Genomic DNA, 22389 nt, shown 5'->3' with positions numbered 1-22389 from the left:
AAGCGACCCGGTGATCTACCTAGCTGTTCGTCAGGTCCTTGGCCATGACCTGTTCCCTACCCGTGCCATCAGGCAGGAGGTCACCCGGCACACCGGTGTCCGTGAACCCGTGGCGCTCGTAGAGAGCGGCAGCCCTCTTGTTGTCCGGCATCACAGACAAACGCAGAGACTTGGCACCTCGCTCTGCAGCCCACCGTGCAACCTCCCGGATCAGGCAGTCGCCGACCCCTCTGCCGCGGGCCGCGGGACTGACCCACATCGAGATCAGCTCAACGCTGTCCTCTGCCTGCTCAACTGGAACGCCGCTGGCCATCCCCGCAGGACGACCGTCAACTACCGCAACGACATTGTGTGCGCCGGGAATCTCCAGACGGGCACGCCAGCGGTCTTCGCGATCATCAGCTCCCTGCCACTGGGCAAGCGTCGACCCGAACGCGTAGGGCGCCTCCGCCAGGGCTGCCTGCCGCAGTTCCCGCCAGATCGGCCAGTCGTCTGATTCCAAAGTGCGCAGTTCAATCATGCCGCAGACCCTGCCGTACTGACGGAAGCGGCAGCAACGGGATAACGTCCGATCTTCGTGCCAGACCGGTGAACCTATGCGGTCACAGCACTAGGTCCAGCATGACCACCGGGGTCAGCCGCCGTCACGGGCCCATCGTGGAGGGGCTCATCTTCCCCAGCCGGTTCGTCGGCGGTCCTATGAAGCCGCAGTCGGCGGTCTCGGACCCACCGCCGCGACCGCACGGAGAGCTCTCTGCCGCCTCGATCAACCACATTTCCAAGCTGGCCTTCGATGTCTGGGAGGACGCTTCCACCGTTACCCGGCATCAGCGCGCTCAGGCCACCCGCGGGATCCTTCAGTACCTGTCCACTCACCCGGGCCAGACCTGGCAGGAGCGGTGGGATGCCAGCCCCCTGGGCAAGGGACTGATCAAGGCGAACAGTCTCGGTGCCCGCAGGACGACCGGCCTCGCGGTCACCCCCGGGGTCCGCACGTTGTTCTGTCTCCGCGTCGTCCAGCCCTCGATGCTGGCCTTTCGGCAGAACCAGCTGAACAACTTCACGCCCCTGTTCATCTCCGCGCAGAACGACCCGCTGCTGGTCACCTTCGAAGAGCACATCGCCGCACAGGAGCTGCGGCTCAAGCACCAGCGGGAGGCCGTGCTCGACATGTGCACGCTCCTGACCTACCAGGGCGTTGCGCTGGCTGACGTCACGCCGGAGTCGATCCTCCAGTACGCGCACGACAACCGGCTGGCCCGCTGTCGTCTCCAGCCCGGGCAACCGGCCTCCAACCGCTTGTTCGGGCATGGCATGTGGACGGCCCTCATCACGATGGGACGGTTCCCGGCCTCCACGCCGACGACCATGCGGGCGGCGATGATGCGCGGCCAGCGGACCATCGAGGAGCTCGTCGACCAGTACGGGGTCCGCGACCAGGCCGTCCGCGGCCTGCTGATCGACTACTTCGGTCGGCGCCGAGCGGACCTCGACTATTCCAGCCTGAAGCAGCTCGCGCTCCTGCTGGTCAAGCACTTCTGGGTGAAGATCGAGCAGCTCAACCCCGGCCAGCAGGGACTGCGGATCGCACCAGACCTCTATACGCGCTGGCGCGAGACGATCCGTCTCAAGGACGACGGCACCCACCGGAGGGGCCAAGACGACATTGTCATCTCGGTCCGCAGCTTCTACTACGACCTCCACACCTGGGCCGCTGCCGAACCCGAACGCTGGGCCGCCTGGGTCGCGCCGTGTCCCGTTCCACCTGGTGAATTCCATGGCCTGGGCGTCCGCCGGCGGAAGGGGACCGAACGCTCCGCGGACCGCACCCGGCAGCGCCAGCCCCTCTTGCCCGTCCTGGTCGAGCACGTCGAGTCCCGCTACGACCATGCCCGGCTCCTACTCGAACGCGCCGACCAAGCCGCCGAAGGAGAGGAGTTCACACACGCCGGCACCGCTTACCGCCGGGTGATCAGCGAATCGGACCAGAAGCGGCTCCGGCACGGCGACGCCGTTCCCACCCGCGTGCTGAACCTGGCCTTTGGCGAGCTGAGGCATATCGGCACAGAGGAGGAGGCCGCCTTCTGGGACTGGGCAGCGGTGGAGACCCTGCGGCACTCCGGCGTCCGCATCGAGGAGCTCTGCGAGCTGACCCATCTCAGCATCCGCCAGTATCAGCGCGCGAACGGCGAGGTCATCGCCCTGCTCGTCATCGAACCGTCCAAGACCGACCGCGAGCGCGTCATCCCGATGTCGGCCGAGCTGTTCCACGTCATCGCTTCGATCATCCGGCGTCACGCACGGCGAGGAAGGCCGATTCCGCTGGTCAGTCGTTACGACCCGCACGACAAGGTCTGGAGTGCGCCGATGCCCTTCCTCTTCCAACGCCAGAACGGAGCGATCGGATCGAAGATCTTCAACCCCGGCACCATCCAGAAGATGATCAGCCGACGCTGTGAGGACCTGGCCGAGACCCACCCTGGTTTCCGGGGGCTGAAGTTCACTCCGCACGACTTCCGGAGGATCTTCGCCACCGAGCTGGTCAACAGCGGCCTGCCCATCCACATCGGCGCCGCGCTGCTGGGGCACCTCAGCATTCAGACCACTCGCGGCTACGTCGCCGTCTTCGACGAGGACGTGATCCGCCACTACCAGGCCCACCTCCACCAGCGGCGCCAGGTCCGGCCCTCGGAGGAGTACCGGGACGCCACCGAGCAGGAGTGGACCGAGTTCGAGGAGCACTTCGACCGCCGCAAGGTCGAGCTCGGCTCCTGCGGACGTCCCTACGGCACCCCCTGCCAGCACGAACATGCCTGTATCCGCTGCCCGATGCTCCACGTCAATCCCAAGATGCTCGTCCGGCTCACCGAGTTGGAAGCCGACCTTCTACACCGCCGGGCACAAGCCGAAGCCGAGGGCTGGATCGGTGAGATCGAAGGTATCGACCTCACCCTCACCTTCCTCCGCGCCAAGCGCGACGAGACCCAACGCCGAGCCCAGCGCCCAGCTGTCCACCTCGGCATCCCCACGCGCCACCGTCCGCAGGAGTCCGAATGACCTTCCCCAGGATGTCGTCCCGTGCAGCACCGCCGTGTGCCCAGAGCTCATGCCAGGTAGCGGGCTCCGGTCGCGAGGAGGTCGTCATAGAGCGCCGACGGCGGATCCGCCTTTTGGAGGTGTTCGGCGGCCAGGCGCATGTGCTTGAGGTTCTGTGCGACGGTCCAGTCGCGGCCGCCGCATCGGTCGATCAGCTCGGCGACCGCAGCGACTTCCTCCTCGCCGGGATTGCCCTGGCCCGCGTAGTAGGCGGCGAGGCGCTCGCTGTCGCGGTGCCCGGACGCAAGGGCGACTGTGACCATAGGCGTCATTTTGCGGCGCCGGATGTCGCCGCCCGACGCCCGTCCCCTGTCGAGCGTCGGCCACACGTCCGTCAGATCGTTGTGGTACTGCGCGGCCATCCCGAAGTGGAAGCCGTACTCCCCGACGGCGTCCACCTGCTCGCTGGTGGCGTCTGTGAACAGGACAGGCAGGCAGAACACACCACGCAGGCCGTCCGCTGCCTTGGCCTGGTTTACGGCGACGGCCTCCTCCAGGGACGTCCCAACCCGCCCCTCCTGCCCGGTGTCGCGCGCTTGCCCAGCGCACAGGCGGCTCCAGCCCTCACTCATCATCCGAAGCGCCTGGGGGGTACGGGGGTGGCTTTGCTCGCCCAGGTGAGAGAAGGCCAGCCCCAGAAGGGCGTCGCCCACCATGAGCGCGCATTCGGTGCCGTAGGCCGCCCACAGCGCCGGCCTGCCGCGGCGCACGGGATCCCGGTCGAGGATGTCGTCGTGGATGATCGAGGTGTTCACCAGGAGATCGCCGACGACCGTGGCGGCGACTCCCCGTTCGACGGGCCCGCCGTCGACACCCGCGCACAGCAGAGGAAGCACCAGACCCCGGCGTCCGACACCGCCGCGCTGGCCGATGACCGGTCCGCCACCCTTGCCAGCCCAGCCGTAGTGGTAGCGAACGGCTTCCACCAGCGGTGCGGGCAGGCGCTCCACCACGCTTCTGACGGCCGGATCGATGATCTTCCCTCCTGCGTCGAAGATCTCCTCAGCCGTACGGTCACCAGACCGCGGGTCGGAATGCACGCCGGCGCTCCTTCACTTTCCAAGACGTGGGGTCGACGCCCAACGGATCATGGTCGGCTAACGAGACGCCAGTGCCAGATGACACGGCACACCCCGACCCAGGAGAGCCACGGCGTGGCTGGCGGGGGCTCCGTCGATCACGGTGGCCTCGTTGACGAAGTAGGACCCCACCGTCACCGTCGATGAGCTCGAACCAGGCGTCCCCGGCCACGGCACGGCGACTGCCGACGTGGTCAACGCACCTCAGTAGGCCGCCCTGTGCGAGCCAACCGCGAGGTGTGCTCGGCACGCTCTCTCCCCATCCGGCCGGGACGTGAACAGCCCCTCGGCCTCGCGAGCGAAGCCCCAGAAGTCGCCGTCCTCCTCGTCCGAGGTCAACGCCTACTTCTACCCCTCGCCGCCTCGCCCTCATGTTTGCACCGCTCCCATGAGAACGCTGATCCCGCCGGCACCGGGTGATCTGCCTGGCAGCGGCTGGCGCCGTCGCCACCCCTGACCCCATCCCATCTATCTCGGAGGCCCTTTGACGAGCCACATACCCCCGTTCACTCATGAGAGTGAAGTGCAGAGAAGCACGGGCGAATATAAGATCAAGCCGATTAAGAAGAGGGTCCGAGAGCTCCTCGGCTACCCATATCCGGCCCGCATCCCGAAGGACGTCTTCGTCGAGCAGTGGGTGGGCATCTCGAGGGATGAATTCCATCGAGCGAAAGATGCCGACGTCAAGTACATGCGCAACCGGCATCCGCTCATCGACATGGGCTGGTCGCGCAGTGACTGCATCCGCTATTTGGCCGCGCTCGGGCTCGCCGACACCCCGAAATCAAGCTGCCTGGGCTGCCCCTTCCACGGAAACGCCCAGTGGAGGCACATCCGCAACACCTCACCCGCGGAGTGGGCGGACGTCGTCGCATTCGACGCCGCGATCCGCAAGGGCAACGCCCGCGCCAACGCCACCGGCAACCGCCTGCTCGGCGAAGCGTTCCTCCACCGCTCCCGCCTGCCTCTTGACCAGGCCCCGATCGACCACGTCACCGCCGCCGAATGGGCCGCCCTCCAGCAACAACCCGGCGCATCCGGGGTGGATGCCGAGGAGCTGGAACAGGGCGTGGAGAACGGATGCTCCCCGTGGGCGTGCCGCGGCGCCGAAACGGAGGACGTACAGAGCGACTTCGGGCTGGCCGCATGATTGTTGTCGATCTCTTCGCCGGCCCAGGCGGGTGGTCACACGCGCTGTCCCTGCTCGGCATAAGGGACGTGGGGCTGGAGTGGGACGCCTGGGCGTGCAAGACGCGCGCGGCTGCTGGACAGTTGACCATTCGCACCGACGTGGCGCTGTATCCGGTCGCCCCCTTCGTCGGAAAGACCGCGGGGTTCATCGCGAGCCCGCCCTGCCAGGCGTGGTCGATGGCCGGCAAGCGCCTCGGCCTGGTCGACCAGCCCCTCGTTCACCAGGCCGTCGCCGACCTCGCCCGCGGCCTCGACACCCGCACCGGACTGCTGAGCGCGTGCCGGGACCAGCGCTCCCTGCTGGCCGCCGAACCGATGCGCTACCTGTACGCGCTCAACCGGGCCGGCGAGCCGGAGTGGGTGGCCATGGAGGAGGTCCCGGACGTCCTGCCGCTGTGGAAACAGTACGCCGTGATCCTGCGCGGCTGGGGCTTCTCCGTGTGGACCGGGATCCTCAACGCGGCCGACTACGGCGTGCCGCAGACCAGGCGGCGGGCGATCCTGCTCGCCTCTCGCGTCCGCACCGCCGAACCGCCGGCCCCTACCCACGCGAAAGTCGCCGAGCCGCAGACGCTGTTCGGGCCCGGTCGGGCACGGTGGGTGTCCATGGCCGAGGCGCTCGGCTGGGGCGCCACCGACCGTCCCGTCCCCACCGTCTGCGCCGGCGGCGGCCCCGGAGGGGGTCCCGAGCCCTTCCCTTCCGGCTCCCGAAAGGCCCTCGCCGACGCCCGAAGCCGCGGAACCTGGAGAGACCACGCCACCGTGGCAAGCGTCGTCTTCCCGTCGCGGCGCCAGGGCTCGGAGTCGACCGTGCGGCACGGCGCTCGCGAGCACCGGCACGCCCACGCCTCCGCCCCCGCGGTCGAGGCGCAATGGTCCTGGTCGCTGCGCAGCAACAGCCAGGCCAACGCTACGGTGCGGCGTGCGGACGAACCGTCCGGGACGCTGTTTCTCGGGCATCGCGCGAACGAGTGCCTGTGGGTGCCCGAGCCGGTGCCCGGCGGGTCCGGTGCGGCAGTACAGGTGCCGGAGTCGGTGCGGATCACCGCGGCCGAGGCAGGGGTGCTGCAGACCTTTCCCGCCGACTATCCGTGGCAGGGGAACAAGGGGCAGCAGTTCTCCCAGATCGGCAACGCGGTCCCGCCCCGGCTCGCCGTGCACTTGCTCGCCCCGCATCTCGGCAAGGCCCTGAGCCGCGACGACTTCACCCTGGCCGCCTGATGGCCCGCCCCGAACCGCCGCACGAGGAGATCAGCCTGGAGGAGCCCGCGCCCCCGCCGGCCGTGCACTACGCCGAGCAGGCCCTGCTCGGAGCGCTGCTCCTGGAGCCGCACCGCCTCCAGGCCGTCACCGCTCTCACGCCCGAGCACTTCGGCGATCCCGCGCACAGTGCCCTCTTCGCGGCCATGCGCACCGTGCCGGCTCCCGCGCGCCGGTAGCCGCCCGGGCCGGGCCGCCCCGCGTCGCCGGTCTCCCCGCTTCCTCCGCACAGCGCGTCACCCGATGACCCCACCGCCCGGCCGACCCGTTCGGCCGGGCCCCGCGAATCGAGCACCCATGCCAGATCCCACCCTCCAGGCCCGCGTCCGGCTCGGCCGACACCCCGAGCACCCCGACGCCGTGACCGCCACCACCGCCGGCACCGACACCTACACGGCCCGTGCCCTGCTCAGCGTCCACGGCTTCCGCCCCACCGACGAACACACGATGATCCTGGCCCGAATCGACCACGAGGAGCCCTACTACGCCGACCAGGCCGCCCACGCCCTCCAGGAAGCAGGCGTCACCGTCGAGGTCACGCCCAGCCTGCGGGATGACATCAACAGCGAGTGGACCTGGCTCGACTACCCCATGCACTGGCTGAACCGGGACGAAAACCGCGCAGTCTCCAACGAGGCCCAGAAGATCCACGACGACATCACCTCCGGCCGCCTCGTCATCCACGCCCACGCCCACGACGGCTGGACCCACGTCGCGGTCGGCACCTACCGAGGCGGCAAAAGCATCCACCTCCACGGCGAAGACCACCTGCGGCAGGTCGCCCTCGTCTACGACACCCCCACCGAAGCCGTCGCGGCATTTGAGCGCCTGTACGGCGACGCCGTCCGTCCCGGCCCGGCGCCCGCCACGGAAACCGAGCAACAAACCGCCAGGGCCCTGGCCACCACAGCCACAACGGCACCTCCGCCCGCCCTGCCCGAGGCGTCACCAGAGCCGCGACGGCCGGCAGCGGAGACCGTCCCGGTGTATGCCGCCGAGGCCGGCGACCACGAGGCCCTTCTGAACGACTTCCTCGCCTCGCAGGCTGGCTGGGAGAAGGTGAGGACCTGGGACGAGAGCACGACCATCGCCAACCACGAATCCCTGACCCTGCGGGCTCTCTTCGACCACGACGCCGACGACCGCGACGTCAAGTGGGCGTTCGCCGCTTACGAAACGCCGGTCAGCGACCTCTTGTGGCACGGCACAGCCACAGCCTCCACCCCGGCCCAGATCGTCGGCACCTTTCTGAACTCCATGGCCTCCGAAAACGCCTGGGGCCGCGGCCCATCCACCAGCCGCACCGAGACCGCCATCGCCGAGGCGGCCCGGCCACTCGCCGACGCGGGCTGGCAACACGCCATCGACGGCCGCTACATCACCTGGCAGGCTCCCGGCACGCACGCCGCCGGCGTACAGTTCGACGCCTTCGCCGCCCAGCAGACCAACAGCCCCCTTCCCACGTGGACCATCTGGGGCGGCCACGCAGTCCACCAGCCGAACCGGGAGCTCCACCTGTCCGCGAACGCCCCGGCAGCCCTGGTGCAGGACCTCACCTTCGAAATGGCTCAAGGGCAGGGACTGCGACAGCCCGCCCGGCCAACACGCCCTACCCTGCCCGTCGCGGCACCTCGGCTCCCCTCACCTGTCTCTTCGCCCGGCAAAGGGGCGCGCGCCCGGTGACGAACGAGGGCGACTGGGTCCTCGACCGAATACCGGTGAGAACACCCGCCTGTGACAGCCGCCATGTGGGAGCACCGACGTTAGGTGCTCTTGAGCAGTTACGGAGCGGTCCGCATCGTGATCACGGTGAGGACCGTTCCTTTTTCTTGTCGTGGCTGGGAGCAGGATCGGTGGTGCGGGCGCGTGTCCGGTTGGCCCATGGCTCCGTGGCTCCAGGCGGGACTGTTCGCTGTGTGATTTTCCTGTCTGTGTGAGGTCTCTCTCACTGGCTGGTCAGGTGGCCTGCAGGAGTCCAGATGCCGAGCGGTCTCGTCGGTCGTCGGCGGGTGGGCCGTCGGCGGGGTGGATGGCCGTCGGGTGGGATGGTGGCGAGCCAGCGGTCGATCTTGCGGCGGTTGGCGTGAGCGAGTTGGAAGGCCAGCAGCAAGGTCTGGGCGGCGATGCCGCGGATGCGGCGGGTGCCGGCTTGCTCGATCGCCTCGTGGAGCGGGTCCTTGGCGAAGCCGTTGAAGCCTTCGACGCTGTTTCGGAGCCGGAAGTAGACGCGCTGCCAGTCCGGGCTGCCGTAGGGGAGGGCTTGGTGGTGCTGGGCTCCGGCTTCGGGCGGGATGGTGATCGACTGCTGGGCGCAGATTTTGGCCGGTCCGGCGGGACTCGGCTTCGGGTCGGCCAAGGGCAGGCGAGGATCGCGGCCGAGACTGGAGGCTTTGAGCAGGCACTGGACGCGTCCGGCGGCAGCGGGGCAGGACATGCGCTGGTGTCCTTCGTGCTCGGGGTGCTGTTTGGGGACGAGCTGGAACGGGAGCCGGGCGGCGATGCGGCGGATCCACGTTTCCTGGTCGATGGCCTCGCTGTGGAGGTCGCTGGTGGCGGTGACCAGGGCTTTCGGGAGAGCGGGGCAGTACCACGTGCCCTCGATGAGCTGGGCTCCGGCTGTGCCTGCCTGGAGGCCGAGCTGGTCTTGGCGGTAGTCGAAGACGAGTCGGTAGCCGAGGGCGCGGGCGGGGAGCTGGAAGTCGTCGGGGGCGGTGTTGTTGTAGGCGCGGTCGCCGGCGAGGAATCCGGCCGGGTGGCCGCGGCGGCGGACGTCGGCCAGGACCCGGATGGCGTTGGGACCGGGTGCGTGGCCGGGTCTGTCCAGGGTGAAGCCGGTGACCACGGCGGGCGGGACACGGGGGTCGGCGGTGCCGTCAGGGCGGGGTGTCCCGTCGCGGTGGGGGTTGCGGGCGATCGCGAGGGTGGCGTCGTAGCCGAACATCGCTTTGGCGGCGGTGCGTTTCCGCTTGCTGTTCTTCTTTGGGTTCGGGGCGGGGAGGGTGTCGGGGTCGCGGTGGTCGCCTTCGCGGACGTACCAGCCGGCGTCTGGATCGGTGGCCAGGTCCGGGCCGGTGGTGCGCAGGCCGCGCGAGTAGGTGCGCACGGGGGTCGCGTCGAGGGCGGTGGAGCCGTCCCAGTGTGCGTCGAGGTGGAGCCGCAGCCGGGTGAGGGAGGCGTCGACGACAGCGTTGCCGGTCCGCAGCAGGAGCGCGGCGTGCTGCTGCAACGCGGCGGGGTCGGCGGCAGCCTGGAGGCGGCGGGCGGTGGCCTTGTCCAGGCGGTGGTTCTTCGGCAGCGGCGAGGGGTCCATGGCGTCGACGAGCCGGTGGAACAGGCGACGGACCACGGCGTATCCGGCTTCGAAGCCGTGGGCGTCATCGGGGCGTTCGGGGATGCCGAATCGCTCGCGCATGCCGGGGCTGATGGCCCAGTGCAGGATGGCGGTGGTGCGGTCGAGCAGGACCTGCCCGTCATGCCGATCGGCGCAGATCTGCATCCCGGCGAGCAGACCGTCCACGCTCAACAGCCGCGGCCGCCCGAGGTCCTGGTGCAGGAGGCCGGTGAGCTCGGAACGTACGGACGGGTCGCAGACGTCGGCCAGGGCCTGTTCGACATCGGTATCGGCGATACGCGCCTCGCGCGGGAGGGTCCGCTCGTGCGCGGGTGGGCGGTTCACGGTGTTCCGTCCCGCAGTTGTTCGCCTGCTTCGAGTGCGGGGACGGGGCGGACGAACGGCGTGATCCTCGACAGGGCGTGCAGCGTGTCGACCCCGGCCGCCGCGACGATCACCGGCAGCCGCACGCCCTCATCGATCAGCCCGACCAGCCAGGTCGCGCGGGCCCGGCCCTGCACCAGCGGTGGGCAGGCAGGGTCCTTGGCGGTGCGGGCGAGGAAGTTGGTGACGGTGTTCTTCGCCCGCGCGTGCGAACGGGGACGGGACAGCCAGGCCGCGGCGCCCGGCACGGCCGCTTCCCGGGCGGCTTTGGCCAGGACGGCCTCCCAGGGACGGCGGCAGAGCAACAGTCTCGCCCGGCGGCCCCGCACGTTGACCGCGACGGCGCCGTTGTCGGCGGCACGGACATCGTGCGCCCGCAGGGGCACGACCTCGGGTGAGTCCAGGCCGCAGCCCAGACCGAGGGCGAGCAGGACTTGGCAGCCGTGCCGCAGTTCGGCCGTGGGCTGTGCGAGGGCCCAGGCCCACAGTGCGGCGGTCTCGGCCGCGGTGTAGGGGCGCGAGGCGTTCGAGGCCGAGAGCTTGACCGGGCGGCCGGTGGCAAGATCGGGGCCGGTCACCGCCTCACGTAACTTCAGCAGTCGGAACGGTAGTTGGCGCGCGTCGCCTCCGAGGCGGTGGGGCAGCCCATCTGGATGAACCGCTCGATCAGCTCCTTCGACAGCCACACCTCGGCGGTGGCGGGCATGCCCTCGGCATCGGCGAACAGCGCCAGCTTCGTCAGCGGGCCCAGCAACTCCCGGGCGGTGTAGGGCAGCAGGGGATCGGCGTCCTTGACCACCGTCTTCACGAGCGGGGCGACCCGTCCCCATGCAAGCGGGACCGGGCGAGGCGTGTAGTTGTCGATGTACCGCGAAATGACGGACCGCCACAGATAGACACCGGCCGGAAGATCGCTAATCGATTCGCACGCTACCTGATTAGCACCTTGCGGTAGGGCCGAACCGGCAGATACCGGTGGGGGACACTGAGCGGCGTGCCCGGAGACTCCTCGCGCGCGCTTGCCCCGCGCACCTTCGTCCTCGACGGCCAGTGGCCCGATGCGGCCCTAGCCGGGCATCACGGCGCTCGCGTAGCCCAGGCTCTCGCCCGCCGCCTCGCCGCCGCCATGCGCGAACGCGGCCTCAGCGCCAACCGCCTCGCCGCCGCCTCCGGGGTCAACCGGCAGACCATCGCCAACGTCCTGGCCGGCGCCACCTGGCCCGACCTGCTGACCATCGCCAGCCTGGAGGCCGCGCTGGACGCTGAGCTGTGGCCCGGCCGCCGCCCCTGAACGCGACGCATCCGGGAAAGATCGCATTCGGTGCCTCCCTCACGCGAGGGCAGGCGGATTCCCCATAATCGCGACCCGACCGCACAAGGGCGCGGGTAAGGTGGGCCGTGACACAGGAAATCCGGTCCTGACAGGTCTGGGAAATCCCTGGTCACTGGCCTCCACCGGGCCCTAATCCCGGTGGAGGCCGCCCCGTCTCCGGCACACACTTGCCGCGCGGAAGCGGGAGCTGTGGATTCACACGTCGACCGCCCTGATCATTGAACCGGGACGGCCTGATAGGACTTGTCATCAAGGTTCTTGCGGATCAATCCGGATCGTGCGAATTCATCCAGGCTTGTCCGCAGGCTCTTCAGGTTGTCTATCTCCAGCAGTTCCGCGATCTCCGCGGCTTTCCAGTGCCGCTCGGGCTGCTGCCCCAGCAGCTGAACCACCTGGTCCTTGCGGGTCAACCCGGCGCTCTCGCTCTGCCCCTCCGACTGGTGATCGTCTACCTCGCCCTGACCAGCGGGTCTTCCCTTGGGGCGAGGCGCGTTGTGCTGCTTCAGGTACTCGACGTCCGCCTTGACCTCGACGAGCCGCCGGGCTGCCTTGAGCCGCTCGCGCATGAGACGCACCTGTTCCTGCAAGCCAGCGACACCCTCCTCCAGCTTGACCACGAGCTTTTAAGGGTGGAAAGCGAAAGGGATGGATCCTTTCTATTCGGACTGTCCTTTCTGGTTGCTCTCTCGGCGGCAAGCAGAGGAAACCATCCCGGAAAGAGGTAAGTCAGGTTTCTCGCGGCGGAAAGGTAACTTGTCAAGGTAACCGCCGTGCGTGCAGCCAGGCCGATTGCATCCTCGTGTTGGATGCCGTGATCGATCCCGCCGTTGAGGCCACCGGCACACAACGCCGGAAGACAGGGCCCGTGGCAGGCTTACCCGGTGCCCTGCGAGTAGCGACGAGTTGACGGTGGGTCAGTCGGCGATCTCTTGAACGGCGAGGTCACCGAGGCCGCCGGGAGCGGGCAGCGGTGTCTGTTCCGGGTGCGCGCGGAGCCCCTCGAGGACGATAGCCAGATAGCGTCGCCACAGCCCAGAGGGGCCGGGAAGGGCCATGACTGCATCGATCATCGCGGCGATCGGTGCGATGTCGGCCTCGGTGACACCGTCGCGCAGCGCGCCTTGGCTGCGGGCCCGAGCCACGAGGCCCTCGCAGTGCGAGGCGATCTCCCGCCGCGCCTGAGTCAGGCCGGTGCCCTCAGTAGCGTCGTGGCGCATCAACTCGCGCAGCCCGCGGTTGCAGGCGGCCCGCTCCAGGGCTCTCTCAAGGAACCCGGACAGGGCGGCGAAGGCGTCGTCCTCGGCAAGGGCCTGCCGCGCCATCGCCGCGATCTCGCCGAGCTCTTCGGCGAAGACGCATTCCGCGAGCGCCTGCTTGTCGGGGAATTTGCGGTAGACCGTGCCGACTCCAAGCCCGGCGTGGTGCGCGACGTCATTGAGCGTGGCCTGAAGCCCACGTGCGGCGAAGACCTCGCGTCCGGCTTGCAGGATGCGCCGGCGGTTGAGCTCGGCGTCCCGCCTCAGCGGACGGGCCCCTGCCGCGACAGATTCCTGGCCTTCCTGCTGCCTGCCCATGACCGCCTCTTCCTCCGACATGACTGGATCATAACCGGATAGATGATATCCGGTTCGTGGTACGGTTCCTCGAGTAAGCGGATATGGCGTATCCGAATGGTGTGGGGGCGCCGTTTTTCACACGGGCCCCACAGCCCGGAGGGGAAGGAGAACCAGGGATGCAGACCGTGGTCATCACCGGAGGAACCGACGGGCTCGGCAAAGGGCTCGCACTGCACTACCTGCGCCAGGGAGCGCGCGTACTCGCCGTCGGCAGCACGCCCACCAAGGGCGAGGCCCTCCTGGCAGAGGCGGCAGCCGTCTCGGCCGCTGACCGAGTCGCCTTTCTGCAGACCGACCTGACCTCGGTCATGGCGACCAAGGAACTCGTCGCCGAGATCGAGAGCACCTGTCCCTCAGTGGACAAACTCATCCTGTGCGCCCAGCGTTACCGGCTCTTCGGCGCCCGCACCGTCACCCGCGAGGGCTTCGAGCACAGCTTCGCTCTCGCCTACCTGAGCCGGTACGTCCTCAGTCACGGCCTGCGCAAGGCGCTGGAATCCGCGCCGCGACCAGTCATCATGAACGTCGGCACCCCCGGCGTCCCCCTGGGGCGCATTCACTGGGACGACCTGCAACTGACGCGCCGCTACAGCGGCTTCAAGGCCACCTTGCAGTCCTTCCGCGCCAACGACTTGCACGGTGCGGCCTTCGCCGCCCTGTATGCCGACACCCCGATCCGATACATCGGCTACAACCCTGGTGTGGTGTCCACCGGCATGCCCAACCACCTTCCACAGCCGCTGCGCGCCCTCACCAAGGCGTCCCTCGCCGTGCTCGCCGCCTCCGTGCCGAAGGCTGTCAAACCGATGGCCCGTCTACTCGACGAACCTCCGGCCGGCCCCTTCGCCATTTACCGCACCACCCGCCAGCTGTCCCTGAAGGGCCCTGCATTCGACCAGGACGACGCACTGCGCCTGCACCGCCTCACGCAGGACCTGGTCGGCGCAGCTTGGGGTTGGCCTTGAGGTAGACGAGCAGTTTGTTCTTCTGTGGCGGGCAGACGCAGGCGAAGTTCCGCAGGCGCTGGTACGCGCGGTAGGTCTTGCGCTGGACTTTGCTGATGTCGTCGCCGAGTCCCAGCAGGGCCTGGTCGACCTCGGCGTACAGCTCCTCCATCGCTCCCTCGGCCGCACGAGCACCGGGTGCTGCGGGCTCACTCGCCCGGCGGGCCCGCGGCACTGCCGTCTGAGCGGCGACAGAGGCGACGGTCTCCAGGCCGAAGTGCTCAGTGCCGAAGAAGCGGTAGCGGACCAGGTCTATGCTGCGCCGGTGCTCGCGGATGGCGTGCACGTCGTAGCGGGTGAAGTTGCCGGCGACGCAGATCAGCCTCGGCGCGCTCCACAGGACCTGGGCCGCGACCGCTGCCCCGAGCCGGTCGCGGACCAGGTGCCCGAACTCCGCCTTGTGGTCCACGAGCCACGAGAGGTAGAAGAGCCCCTGGTTGATCACGCCGGCATCCGTCGCGCGCTTGAACTCGACGACCACCGGAGCACCGTTCTCATCGATGCCCAGGGTGTCGATCCGGCCGCCGTGCACAGGCCCGGTGCTGTATTCGCTCGCCAGGAACCGCACGCCAAGCATCGCCTCGAGGTTGGCCTCGACAAGATCCTGCACATCAGCCTCGGCCTCAGCAAGATGTGACGTGACCTCCGTCACGCTGCCCTTCGTGTGGAACAGCTTCAGCCCGACACCTCCCCCTCCTCGGTTTTCGAGATCAACGTCGGCAGGGGCAGCTTTATTTCGCTGACGTCGTCACCCAGCCGCCGCGTGGTCTCTCCTTTTAGCCAACGGAGTCGGCGGAGCCCAATGCGCACCGCGACCACGGGGGCACGAGGACGAGACATTCCGGCTACGGGCCAGGGGGCGGCGCTGCGGAAGCGGCCGCTTGCCGGGCCGTACGTTCTGTGGCCTTCACATCTGCCGCATCACTGCGGCGCAGAACTACGATTTTGAGAACAGCCAGGAGGCTCGGTCCACAGAGGCCAGCGGCCAGCCAGGGCTGTGTCGGTGCCACTGCCACTCCGGCACCAAGCAGCGCCAGCGCGAGCACCGCCCCGGTGATCAGCCCGCTCATGCGGAACACGTGGTTGCGACGCTTCTCCGCGTCCCGGGCAGCCCGCTCGCCCTCCGCCTTAGCCAGGGCTGCGGCCCGCTCGCGCTCAGCTTCGGCGCTGGCGGCTTCCTGCTCGGCACGGAGTCGCTGATTGTCCAATTGCTTCAGCCGGACTTGATGTTCGCGCTTGAGCTGAGGCTCCAGGGCCTTCAGTGCAACTTCGAGCTTCTCCGGGCCGAGGACGTCACCCCACTTCGCAGCGATGCCGAGTCCTGCGCTGATGAGCGGATCTTCTTGTGGCGCCGGCAGGCTTTCGGCCGGTCCTGTCGTCATCCCCGCGCCCCTCCACCGTCAGACCCCACTGGTTCAGTCTCCTTCTCAGCCGACTCAGGTGGTGGGCCTAGTCGAAGAAACAGACGCGCTAGAGCGTCGTTCAGCGTCGCGGCAGCCGGAGCCGCGTCCTCATCCGCGACAGAGGGCTCCGGGTCCGAGGGCAAACTGTCGCCTTCCGCCCTAACCAGCATGGCTCCGGACCCTAACGCTGGGTCCATCTCTCTCCGCGATGCCGCATCAACCAGATCGCGGCGCATCGACTGATAGGCATCCGACACGGCTTCCGCAACCAGGCTCTCGGGCGTGTAGTAGCCGCCGCTTCTCACCGGGTCTGCACTGAGCGTTGCCGGGCTCGCGGGAGTCTCCGGCGTAAACCTGCGGAGCGAGTTGAGTACTGCTTCCACGCTCTCCGGCCGATGCTTGGGATCCTTGGCCAGCAGACGCAGGACCAGCTTGTCCAGCTCGGCCGGAACAGTCGGACGGAAGTTGCTGGGCGGTGCAGGCACGGCATGCATCGTGCTCCACAAGAGCTGGCCCGGTTCCGGATCCCGCCCGAACGGCGCAGTCCCCGTCAGCATCTCGTACATCACACAGCCAAGCGCGTACACATCAACGCCAGTGTCCTGTGGCCCCGAAGTGGCCTGTTCAGGGGCCGCGGGCAGCGGGACGTCGGCGTTGAGATCATCCATCTCCGCCGTGTCACTGAGCAGCGCGACACCGAAGTCCAGCACCTTCACGTTGCCGGAATCCTCGATCACGATGTTCGCAGGGTTGAGATCGCGATGAACAACATCCCTGTTGTGCGCAGCACGTAGCGCGAGAAGGATCTGCTCGGTGAGCGCCACCACCTTCGGCAGCGTCGGCAGCACGTCCCTGGTCACTTCTGCCAGGGTTCGTCCGCGTACCAACTCCGACACCACGTACTCGACAGGCCCGTCGCTCGTGGTGTCGCTCTTGAAGTCGTACAAGGCAGCAATGTGAGGTTCGTCCACGTCCGCCAACCGCGCGGCTTCCTCCTTGAACCGGGCAGCCACATCGGCCTGTGCCCGCAGTCCACCGTGGCGGCGCAGCAGCTTGATGGCCACCTCTTGCCCATGGCTCAGGTCCCGCCCTACCCAAACTTCGAGGGCACGGCTGTCGGCAAGCCGCCGAACCAACTCGTAGCGACTGTTGAGCACTTCGCCGCTCTCCACCGATCTCCCCCCTCTGCCCCCCCACAGAGCGTAACGCCTCATGACCAAGGTTGAAGTGCAGTCGACACTACCCGCGTCCGGACAGACGACCATCGGTAGTCGTGCCAGATCTCGCGGCAACGGAGGGCGAAGGACCGGTCCGTCACAGCCCATGCGCCCGACAGGGTTTCGTGGCACGACGACCGCATCCCTGCGCAGCGGATCACGATCAGAAATCGCTGTAGCGTGTCAATGAACGAGCGCTTGAATCCGCGAACCTGCGGGGACGACCTGCGTCCAAGTTGTAGGCGACGATCGTCGTCGCGACCTCGGCATCAAGATGGTCGGCGTCGCAGATCTCGTACGTGAGGTTGAACGTCGCGGCGCCGGCCTTGAACGATCCAGACGTGTACGCCGACAGGTTCGCCCCTGTGCGAAGAGCGGCTCGGTAAGGGCCCGCAGAAAAAGCGTCGGCGAGCACCGTGAGCCGCGGCGTCAAGCGCCAGAACGCGCAAGCTGATTCCCGGCGGGCCCGAACGACCTCGTGCGTGGTTAGAGGTCATCTCAAATGGCGCTCCTGGCCCAGCTTTTAGGTCGGGCACTTACGTGGGGGCGGTGTCGCTCATTGGAACCGTGTGCAAGGTCGGGACGTTGAAGCAGCATGATGATGATGTCGGGACTGCTGACCATGGCGGTGTTAGTGCTTGTCCCCTTCATGCTGGCGTCGGTCCGGCACGTACTGGTCCGAGTCGGGCGCCCCAAGTGGCTGTGCCGCCTCCTGCGGGCTCGGACGCCCAGCAGCGGGGTGGGTGTCGGCGCCACAGTCACCGATGAGCTGCATGCGTTCTTGAACGCCAACAAGCGTGTGCAGCTTGAGCGGCGCCAGGAGCAACTGGTACTGCGAGATGACACGCTCGACGGCGCTCCACCGCAGATGGGGATCGACCTGGACGCAGGGACAGCGGTTGTCCGTAAGCGCCATTGAAAGACTGGCTCACGGCGTGAGCCTGCGGTAGCAGATCAGGGTGGCCGCGATCCCAGCGAAGGCCAGGAAATGTTCGGCCTTGCGCTCGTAGCGGCGGTGCAGGCGTCGACAGCCGGCCAGCCACGCCACCGTCCGCTCCACGGTCCAACGGTGGCGTCCCAGCCGATGGGAGGTCTCGATGCCTTTGCGGGCGATGCGTGGTGTGATGTTGCGGGAACGGAGCCACCTGCGAAGGCGGTCGTAGTCGTATCCCTTGTCGGCGTGGAGTTTGTCGGGCCGCCGCCGGCGGGGTCCGCGTCGAGAGCGGATCGGCGGAATCCCCCGCACCAGCGGTTCCAGGCCCTGGCTGTCGTGGGTGTTCGCGGCGGAGACGCCGATCGAGAGAGGCAGACCGGTCCGCTCGGTAATCAAGTGGATCTTTGATCCCTTCTTGCCGCGATCTACAGGATTCGGACCCGTGAGGTCCCCCCTTTCATGGCCCGCATGTTCACCGAGTCGATCGCACACCGGGACCAGTCCAACTCACCCCGGGCACCGAGTTCGTCCAGCACCAAGCGGTGGAGCTTCCCCCAGACCCGGGCTCGGCTCCACTCGGTGAACCGTCGGTGTGTGGTCGGCCCGGAGGGGCCGAAGCCCGCCGGCAGTTGACGCCACGTACAGCCCGTCGTGGCCACGAACACGATGGCCGCCAGCACCTGCCGATCCCCATACCTGCGTCGACGTCCGCCTTGGGGCCGTACCGGAGCGGCTGGGACCGCCCGTTGGAACAACTCCCACAATCCGTCCGGCACCAGACGCTCCACCATCGCCGTCACGACCGTAACCCTAACGATCAAGCCAGTTGAGACCGTCTCTTAGGGCGTGTCCGGCCGATCATGTGAGCCAGGTGACGGTCAAGCAGGCCGGGTAGATGTTGGTGGTTGCCTCAGTGCTGGATCAGGCCGCCGACCGGGATGGACGCGACGTGGCCGGTCACCGGAAGGGTCTGCGCCAGGGTGAGGCCGACGTCGACAAGTGATGACCGGCGCAGGCCAGCGACGTCGGGGATCGGAGTCCAGGTCAACTCGGCGATTTCGCCGTTCGGCTCCGGCCGGAGTTGGCCGCCGGTGATGCGGACTTGGTAGAAGATGCCGACATTCTGGTGCTCTGGTCCGCCGGGGATGGTGCGTTCGGCTGCGGGGATGATCCTTGAGTCCACTCCCAGCAGGCGTTCGACCACCGCGTCGCAGCCGGTCTCCTCGGCGACTTCCCGGATCACCGCGTCGAACGGATCCTCCGCGTGCTCGACCCTTCCGCCCGGAAGGGTCCAGTTGGTCTCGCCCTTCGGTGGTACGTGACAGGCGAGCAGCACCCGCCTGTCCTCGATGCACACGGCGTACGCCGCCAGCCGGAAACTCATCCCAACCTCCCCACCGGACGCTACCCCAACGCCCAAGACCCGCGCGTCGCTAGTTTTACTGGCCCGTCACCCGGGACCTGTCCCGCCGGTTACGTTCGCAGCCAGATGACGAGGGCTGCCACTGTCGCGGTGCCGAGGAAGACATAGCCGCGCTTGTCGTAGCGGGTGGCGACCGCCCGGTGCTGCTTCAAGCGGCTGATCGCCCATTCAACGGTGTTGCGCTTCTTGTACATCTCTGCGTCGAAGCCCGGTGGCCGTCCGCCGTGTGAGCCTTTGCGAAGGCGGGCGGCCTGGCTGTCGATCTTCTCCGGGATGGTGTGCCGGATGCCCCGCCGTCGCAGGTAATCACGGCAGGGCCCATTGCTGTATGCCTTGTCCGCCGCCAGGCTGCCGGGCTTCTTGCGGGGTCTTCCCAGGCCGGTCCGCGGAACGCGGATCTTCTCCAGTACCGACTTGAACTGAATGCAGTCCGCCCACTACCCGGGTGTGACGATCAGGGACAGCGGACGGCATCGGCCGTCCGCGCTCAGGTGGAGCTTGCTGGTGAACCCAACCCCACGAGCGGCCCAGGCCCTCACCTCCAGCACCACCTCCACCAGGCGGGCGACGAGGCTCTGCCACGCGCTTTCGCCCTGGTGTTCCGGCGATTCGGCCCCCTTTCAGGCCGAAACCGGAGGGGATCGGTGCGGGCACCAGCCGCGTGCTGGTGCGCGCGGACGATGGTGGAGTCAACCGAGACGTCCCAGTCGATCTCGCCCGCGGCATCGGCGGCGGCCTGTACCTGCTGGAGCAGACGCTCCCACGTCCCGTCGGCCGACCACAGCCGGTGACGTTCATAGACGGTCTTCCACGGCCCGAACCGCTCGGGTAGGTCGCGCCACTGCACGCCGGTCCGAACCCGGTGCAGAATCCCGTCAATCACCTGCCGGTGATCCCGCCATCTGCCACAACACCTGTTACTTACCGGCAGAAACGGCCTTAGCCGTTCCCACTCCACATTAGTCAGATCACCCCGCCCCATGCCAACACCAACGACCCCGTCAGGGACTCGTCACATGATCGACCGGACAAGTCCTAGCCACAGGGTTGGCTGTCGTCTCGTGAAGCCCTACGCCGATCCTGCCCTGGCCAACTCCAGAGAGGGCCGGCCACGCGAGCGAACACGCAGGAATCTGAAGGAGCAGATCGCTCCGAAACAAGCAACGTAGCGCGGGATCGCCGGTTAGCCAAACCGGCGATCCCGCGCATCATTGGTAGTCCACCGCCACTACCTGCCCGTACGTCGAAAGGTGCTGACGAGACGTTCACCCATTCATTCCACCGCACACCGTCAGCGCTTCACGCCGCCTTGCGCGGAAAAGATCCCGGGCGCGCTTAAGATCTTTCGAATACGCAGCCGGACCTCCGGGGCGCCATGCCGAGGTACCGAGTCTCGTCACGCTCCGGGCAATACCATGCCGGAAGCAAGGGCGAGTTGCATCACTTGACCCGGATGTCCATATCGACCTCAGCGCGCGATGCACAGTGACCTCGCCCACGCCACCTGCCGTTCTCGCTTCCTGCCCCGACACCACGAATTACTGACCAACCACAGGCATGAGAGCCCTACATTTCCTGCGGTTTCGACACGCCGGAATGTAAACAGCATCACTTTGAAAGGAACTGGAGAATCCGCATTGCGCAGTCAGACTAGCGAGCAACAAGGTGCCCAGTACAGCCCTACACACATCCGCGCCACCTGGAGCGGGACGGGGAGCGTGGAGGACGCATCCAAGGCCCTCGGGTTCTCGCGGGCGAAGGGCTACGACCTGGTCCGTCACGGGGAGTTCCCCTGCCGCGTGATACGCATCGGCCGTAAGACGCGTGTTGTCACCGCCTCCCTGCTCCGCGTACTCGACAGCGGAGAGCCGGAGTACAGCGGCGCCCGCGCCGAACACTGCGCACCGTCATAGTCCGCGATGCGACGAGCCCCCGCCGTAGGCCGCCCGGCGGGGGTTCGTCGCATCACAGCCCCTATGAGCGGGGTCCTGGCTGTAGCTGTCTGACCAGGTGGAAGACCTCCCGGGCCGCGTAGCGCTTCAGGCAACGGACGATTTCGCGACGGGTCTTTCCCTCCTTGATCCGGCGCTCGTAATAGTCCTGAGTGCGCGGGTCGACCCGCAGACGGGTGAACACGATGCGATGCAGCGCGGCATTGGCCTGCCGGTCGCCACCACGGTTGAGACGACGGAACTGCCAGCGTCCCGAGGAACGCTCGACGGGACTGACCCCGCACAGCGCGGCGAACGACGCCTCACTGTCCAGCCGTTCCGGATTGTCCCCCACCGTGATCAGCAACGTGACGGCCGTGTCCGGACCGATCCCGACCACGTCGAGCAGCTGCGGGGCATGACATTCCACGATCCGGACCAAACGAGCGTCCACATCCCGGATCTGCTCGGAAAGCTGATCGATCCGGTGAGCCAACAGCCCCAGCGTGATCCGAGTGGCCTGCAGCACAGACTCCTCGCCGACGTCCTCGTGATTGCTCGCGTCGGCGAACCGCGCACAGGTACGGAAGAGTTCGGCATCACCCAGTCCGGCGAGCTCTTCCCGCAAGGCGGGGTCAGCAGTAACGAGGACGGACTTGAGCTGGTTGATGGCCTGGGTACGGGCTTTGACCGCCGACGCCTTCGTGAGCTTGTACATTCTCGCGATCTGCACCGGTCCGTCGCCCGCTTTGGCCCGGGCGCGGGCCCGTCCGGTCAATACGGCTCGCGCCGCGTTCTGGGCATCGAGCGGATCCGACTTGCCGCGCCGACGGCGATCTGACCGGTCCATCCGATTCACATCAAGCACGTCTATGCCCTGGGCCAGCAGATAGCGGGACAGGGACGCCCCGTAGGAGCCGGCCCCCTCCACACCGGCCCGCCTGACGGCTCCCCACTTCCTGGCCCACGTCAGCAGATCACGGTATCCCGCCGCGGTGGCCGGGAACTCGCCGGTGGCCAGCACCGCCCCCATCATGGAGAGCACCGCACCCACATGGGCATCCCGGTGCGTGTCCACTCCCAAAACCACCTCCTCCGCAGGGCGGCGACGGTGGCTCTGCGGAGCAGGCAGCGTACTGGACATGGTCGATGTGGGCATGTCCGCTCCCCTTCCGGTCCGATGGCGC

General features: G+C 67.8%; 23 protein-coding genes and 1 pseudogene. 9 read left to right on the top strand and 15 right to left on the bottom strand.

What is annotated here, in order from left to right; translation table 11 throughout:
• Nucleotides 1–19: 19 nt before the first annotated feature.
• Nucleotides 20–520: a GNAT family N-acetyltransferase gene (locus tag FGW37_RS29715; protein ID WP_179083891.1), complete on the bottom strand. Its 501-nt coding sequence runs from the start codon at nt 518–520 to the stop codon at nt 20–22.
• Between the two features lie 101 nt (nt 521–621).
• Here FGW37_RS29715 and FGW37_RS29710 point away from each other — a divergent pair, with 101 nt between their 5' ends.
• A complete protein-coding gene (locus FGW37_RS29710) occupies nt 622–3057 on the top strand; it encodes a tyrosine-type recombinase/integrase (RefSeq protein WP_425506617.1) in 2436 nt (811 codons plus the stop codon).
• Nucleotides 3058–3104: 47 nt separating this feature from the next.
• Here the strand turns inward: FGW37_RS29710 and FGW37_RS29705 are convergent, their stop codons facing one another.
• Nucleotides 3105–4136, bottom strand: coding sequence for a polyprenyl synthetase family protein (locus tag FGW37_RS29705; RefSeq protein WP_179083890.1), 1032 nt, complete (start codon nt 4134–4136; stop codon nt 3105–3107).
• 562 nt (nt 4137–4698) lie between these two features.
• On the opposite strand from FGW37_RS29705, the gene FGW37_RS29700 reads away from it, so the two are divergent.
• From FGW37_RS29700 to FGW37_RS29685, 4 genes are all read left to right on the top strand, one after another.
• On the top strand, nt 4699–5325 hold the full coding sequence (locus tag FGW37_RS29700) for a hypothetical protein (protein ID WP_246430634.1): 627 nt from the start codon (nt 4699–4701) through the stop codon (nt 5323–5325).
• Nucleotides 5322–6587, top strand: coding sequence for a DNA cytosine methyltransferase (locus FGW37_RS29695; RefSeq protein ID WP_179083888.1), 1266 nt, complete (start codon nt 5322–5324; stop codon nt 6585–6587). The genes FGW37_RS29700 and FGW37_RS29695 overlap by 4 nt, the downstream gene beginning before the upstream one ends.
• Nucleotides 6587–6805, top strand: a complete 219-nt coding sequence (locus FGW37_RS29690; RefSeq protein ID WP_179083887.1) for a DnaB-like helicase N-terminal domain-containing protein — start codon at nt 6587–6589, stop codon at nt 6803–6805. Before FGW37_RS29695 ends, FGW37_RS29690 begins: the two co-directional genes overlap by 1 nt.
• A 118-nt stretch (nt 6806–6923) precedes the next feature.
• Nucleotides 6924–8309, top strand: coding sequence for a DUF317 domain-containing protein (locus FGW37_RS29685; RefSeq protein WP_179083886.1), 1386 nt, complete (start codon nt 6924–6926; stop codon nt 8307–8309).
• 262 nt (nt 8310–8571) lie between these two features.
• Here FGW37_RS29685 and FGW37_RS29680 read toward each other — a convergent pair whose 3' ends face one another.
• From FGW37_RS29680 to FGW37_RS29670, 3 genes are read right to left on the bottom strand one after another with little or no spacing between them, the layout of a single operon-like run.
• Nucleotides 8572–10302, bottom strand: coding sequence for a hypothetical protein (locus tag FGW37_RS29680; protein WP_179083885.1), 1731 nt, complete (start codon nt 10300–10302; stop codon nt 8572–8574).
• Nucleotides 10299–10919: a hypothetical protein gene (locus FGW37_RS29675; RefSeq protein WP_179083884.1), complete on the bottom strand. Its 621-nt coding sequence runs from the start codon at nt 10917–10919 to the stop codon at nt 10299–10301. The genes FGW37_RS29680 and FGW37_RS29675 overlap by 4 nt, the downstream gene beginning before the upstream one ends.
• 14 nt (nt 10920–10933) lie before the next feature.
• A complete protein-coding gene (locus tag FGW37_RS29670; protein ID WP_179083883.1) occupies nt 10934–11149 on the bottom strand; it encodes a hypothetical protein in 216 nt (71 codons plus the stop codon).
• Nucleotides 11150–11335: 186 nt separating this feature from the next.
• Here FGW37_RS29670 and FGW37_RS33560 point away from each other — a divergent pair, with 186 nt between their 5' ends.
• On the top strand, nt 11336–11632 hold the full coding sequence (locus tag FGW37_RS33560; RefSeq protein WP_246430633.1) for a helix-turn-helix domain-containing protein: 297 nt from the start codon (nt 11336–11338) through the stop codon (nt 11630–11632).
• A 257-nt stretch (nt 11633–11889) separates the two neighbouring features.
• On the opposite strand, the gene FGW37_RS29660 is transcribed toward FGW37_RS33560, so the two are convergent.
• Both FGW37_RS29660 and FGW37_RS29655 read right to left on the bottom strand, forming a co-directional pair.
• Nucleotides 11890–12291, bottom strand: coding sequence for a hypothetical protein (locus FGW37_RS29660; protein ID WP_179083882.1), 402 nt, complete (start codon nt 12289–12291; stop codon nt 11890–11892).
• Between the two features lie 297 nt (nt 12292–12588).
• Nucleotides 12589–13269: a TetR/AcrR family transcriptional regulator gene (locus FGW37_RS29655; RefSeq protein WP_246430632.1), complete on the bottom strand. Its 681-nt coding sequence runs from the start codon at nt 13267–13269 to the stop codon at nt 12589–12591.
• A gap of 137 nt (nt 13270–13406) precedes the next feature.
• Between FGW37_RS29655 and FGW37_RS29650 the strand changes: the two genes are divergently transcribed.
• Entirely contained in the window at nt 13407–14255 is an 849-nt protein-coding gene (locus tag FGW37_RS29650) for an SDR family NAD(P)-dependent oxidoreductase (protein WP_179083881.1), read from the top strand.
• On the opposite strand, the gene FGW37_RS29645 is transcribed toward FGW37_RS29650, so the two are convergent.
• The 4 genes from FGW37_RS29645 to FGW37_RS29630 all read right to left on the bottom strand — a co-directional run bounded on the left by FGW37_RS29645 (nt 14215) and on the right by FGW37_RS29630 (nt 17347).
• Nucleotides 14215–14946 carry a DUF5655 domain-containing protein gene (locus FGW37_RS29645; RefSeq protein ID WP_246430631.1) on the bottom strand — a complete coding sequence of 244 codons (732 nt, stop codon included), beginning with the start codon at nt 14944–14946 and terminating at the stop codon, nt 14215–14217. The genes FGW37_RS29650 and FGW37_RS29645 overlap by 41 nt on opposite strands.
• Before the next feature lie 193 nt (nt 14947–15139).
• Nucleotides 15140–15676, bottom strand: a complete 537-nt coding sequence (locus tag FGW37_RS29640) for a hypothetical protein (protein WP_179083880.1) — start codon at nt 15674–15676, stop codon at nt 15140–15142.
• Nucleotides 15673–16869 (bottom strand): serine/threonine-protein kinase, encoded by a 1197-nt coding sequence (locus FGW37_RS29635; RefSeq protein ID WP_246430630.1) that lies wholly within the window; start codon nt 16867–16869, stop codon nt 15673–15675. Before FGW37_RS29635 ends, FGW37_RS29640 begins: the two co-directional genes overlap by 4 nt.
• 208 nt (nt 16870–17077) lie before the next feature.
• On the bottom strand, nt 17078–17347 hold the full coding sequence (locus FGW37_RS29630; protein WP_179083878.1) for an acyl-CoA thioesterase family protein: 270 nt from the start codon (nt 17345–17347) through the stop codon (nt 17078–17080).
• Between the two features lie 162 nt (nt 17348–17509).
• On the opposite strand from FGW37_RS29630, the gene FGW37_RS29625 reads away from it, so the two are divergent.
• Complete coding sequence (locus FGW37_RS29625) at nt 17510–17833, top strand: DUF6191 domain-containing protein (RefSeq protein ID WP_179083877.1); 324 nt, start codon at nt 17510–17512, stop codon at nt 17831–17833.
• Nucleotides 17834–17842: 9 nt separating this feature from the next.
• Here the strand turns inward: FGW37_RS29625 and FGW37_RS29620 are convergent.
• The 3 genes and pseudogenes from FGW37_RS29620 to FGW37_RS29610 form a co-directional block, all read right to left on the bottom strand.
• A protein-coding gene (locus tag FGW37_RS29620) for an IS5 family transposase (RefSeq protein WP_246430876.1) occupies nt 17843–18639 on the bottom strand; the annotation gives its coding sequence in 2 pieces (ribosomal slippage) (nt 17843–18301 and nt 18304–18639; 795 coding nt in all).
• 119 nt (nt 18640–18758) lie between these two features.
• Nucleotides 18759–19232: an NUDIX hydrolase gene (locus FGW37_RS29615; protein WP_179083876.1), complete on the bottom strand. Its 474-nt coding sequence runs from the start codon at nt 19230–19232 to the stop codon at nt 18759–18761.
• Between the two features lie 89 nt (nt 19233–19321).
• Nucleotides 19322–20253 (bottom strand): annotated as a pseudogene (locus FGW37_RS29610) (IS5 family transposase).
• Between the two features lie 736 nt (nt 20254–20989).
• Between FGW37_RS29610 and FGW37_RS33555 the strand changes: the two are divergent.
• Complete coding sequence (locus FGW37_RS33555; protein WP_246430629.1) at nt 20990–21184, top strand: helix-turn-helix domain-containing protein; 195 nt, start codon at nt 20990–20992, stop codon at nt 21182–21184.
• Between the two features lie 61 nt (nt 21185–21245).
• On the opposite strand, the gene FGW37_RS29600 is transcribed toward FGW37_RS33555, so the two are convergent.
• The gene (locus FGW37_RS29600) at nt 21246–22361 is read right to left on the bottom strand and encodes an IS110 family RNA-guided transposase (RefSeq protein ID WP_246430628.1); all 1116 of its coding nucleotides are present in this window, start codon (nt 22359–22361) and stop codon (nt 21246–21248) included.
• Nucleotides 22362–22389: the final 28 nt, after the last annotated feature.

This window comes from Streptomyces rectiverticillatus, assembly GCF_013394065.1.
Lineage (GTDB): Bacteria > Actinomycetota > Actinomycetes > Streptomycetales > Streptomycetaceae > Streptomyces > Streptomyces rectiverticillatus.
Note: the sequence above shows the minus strand (reverse complement) of the source record. Positions and strands in the feature narration are given on the sequence as shown.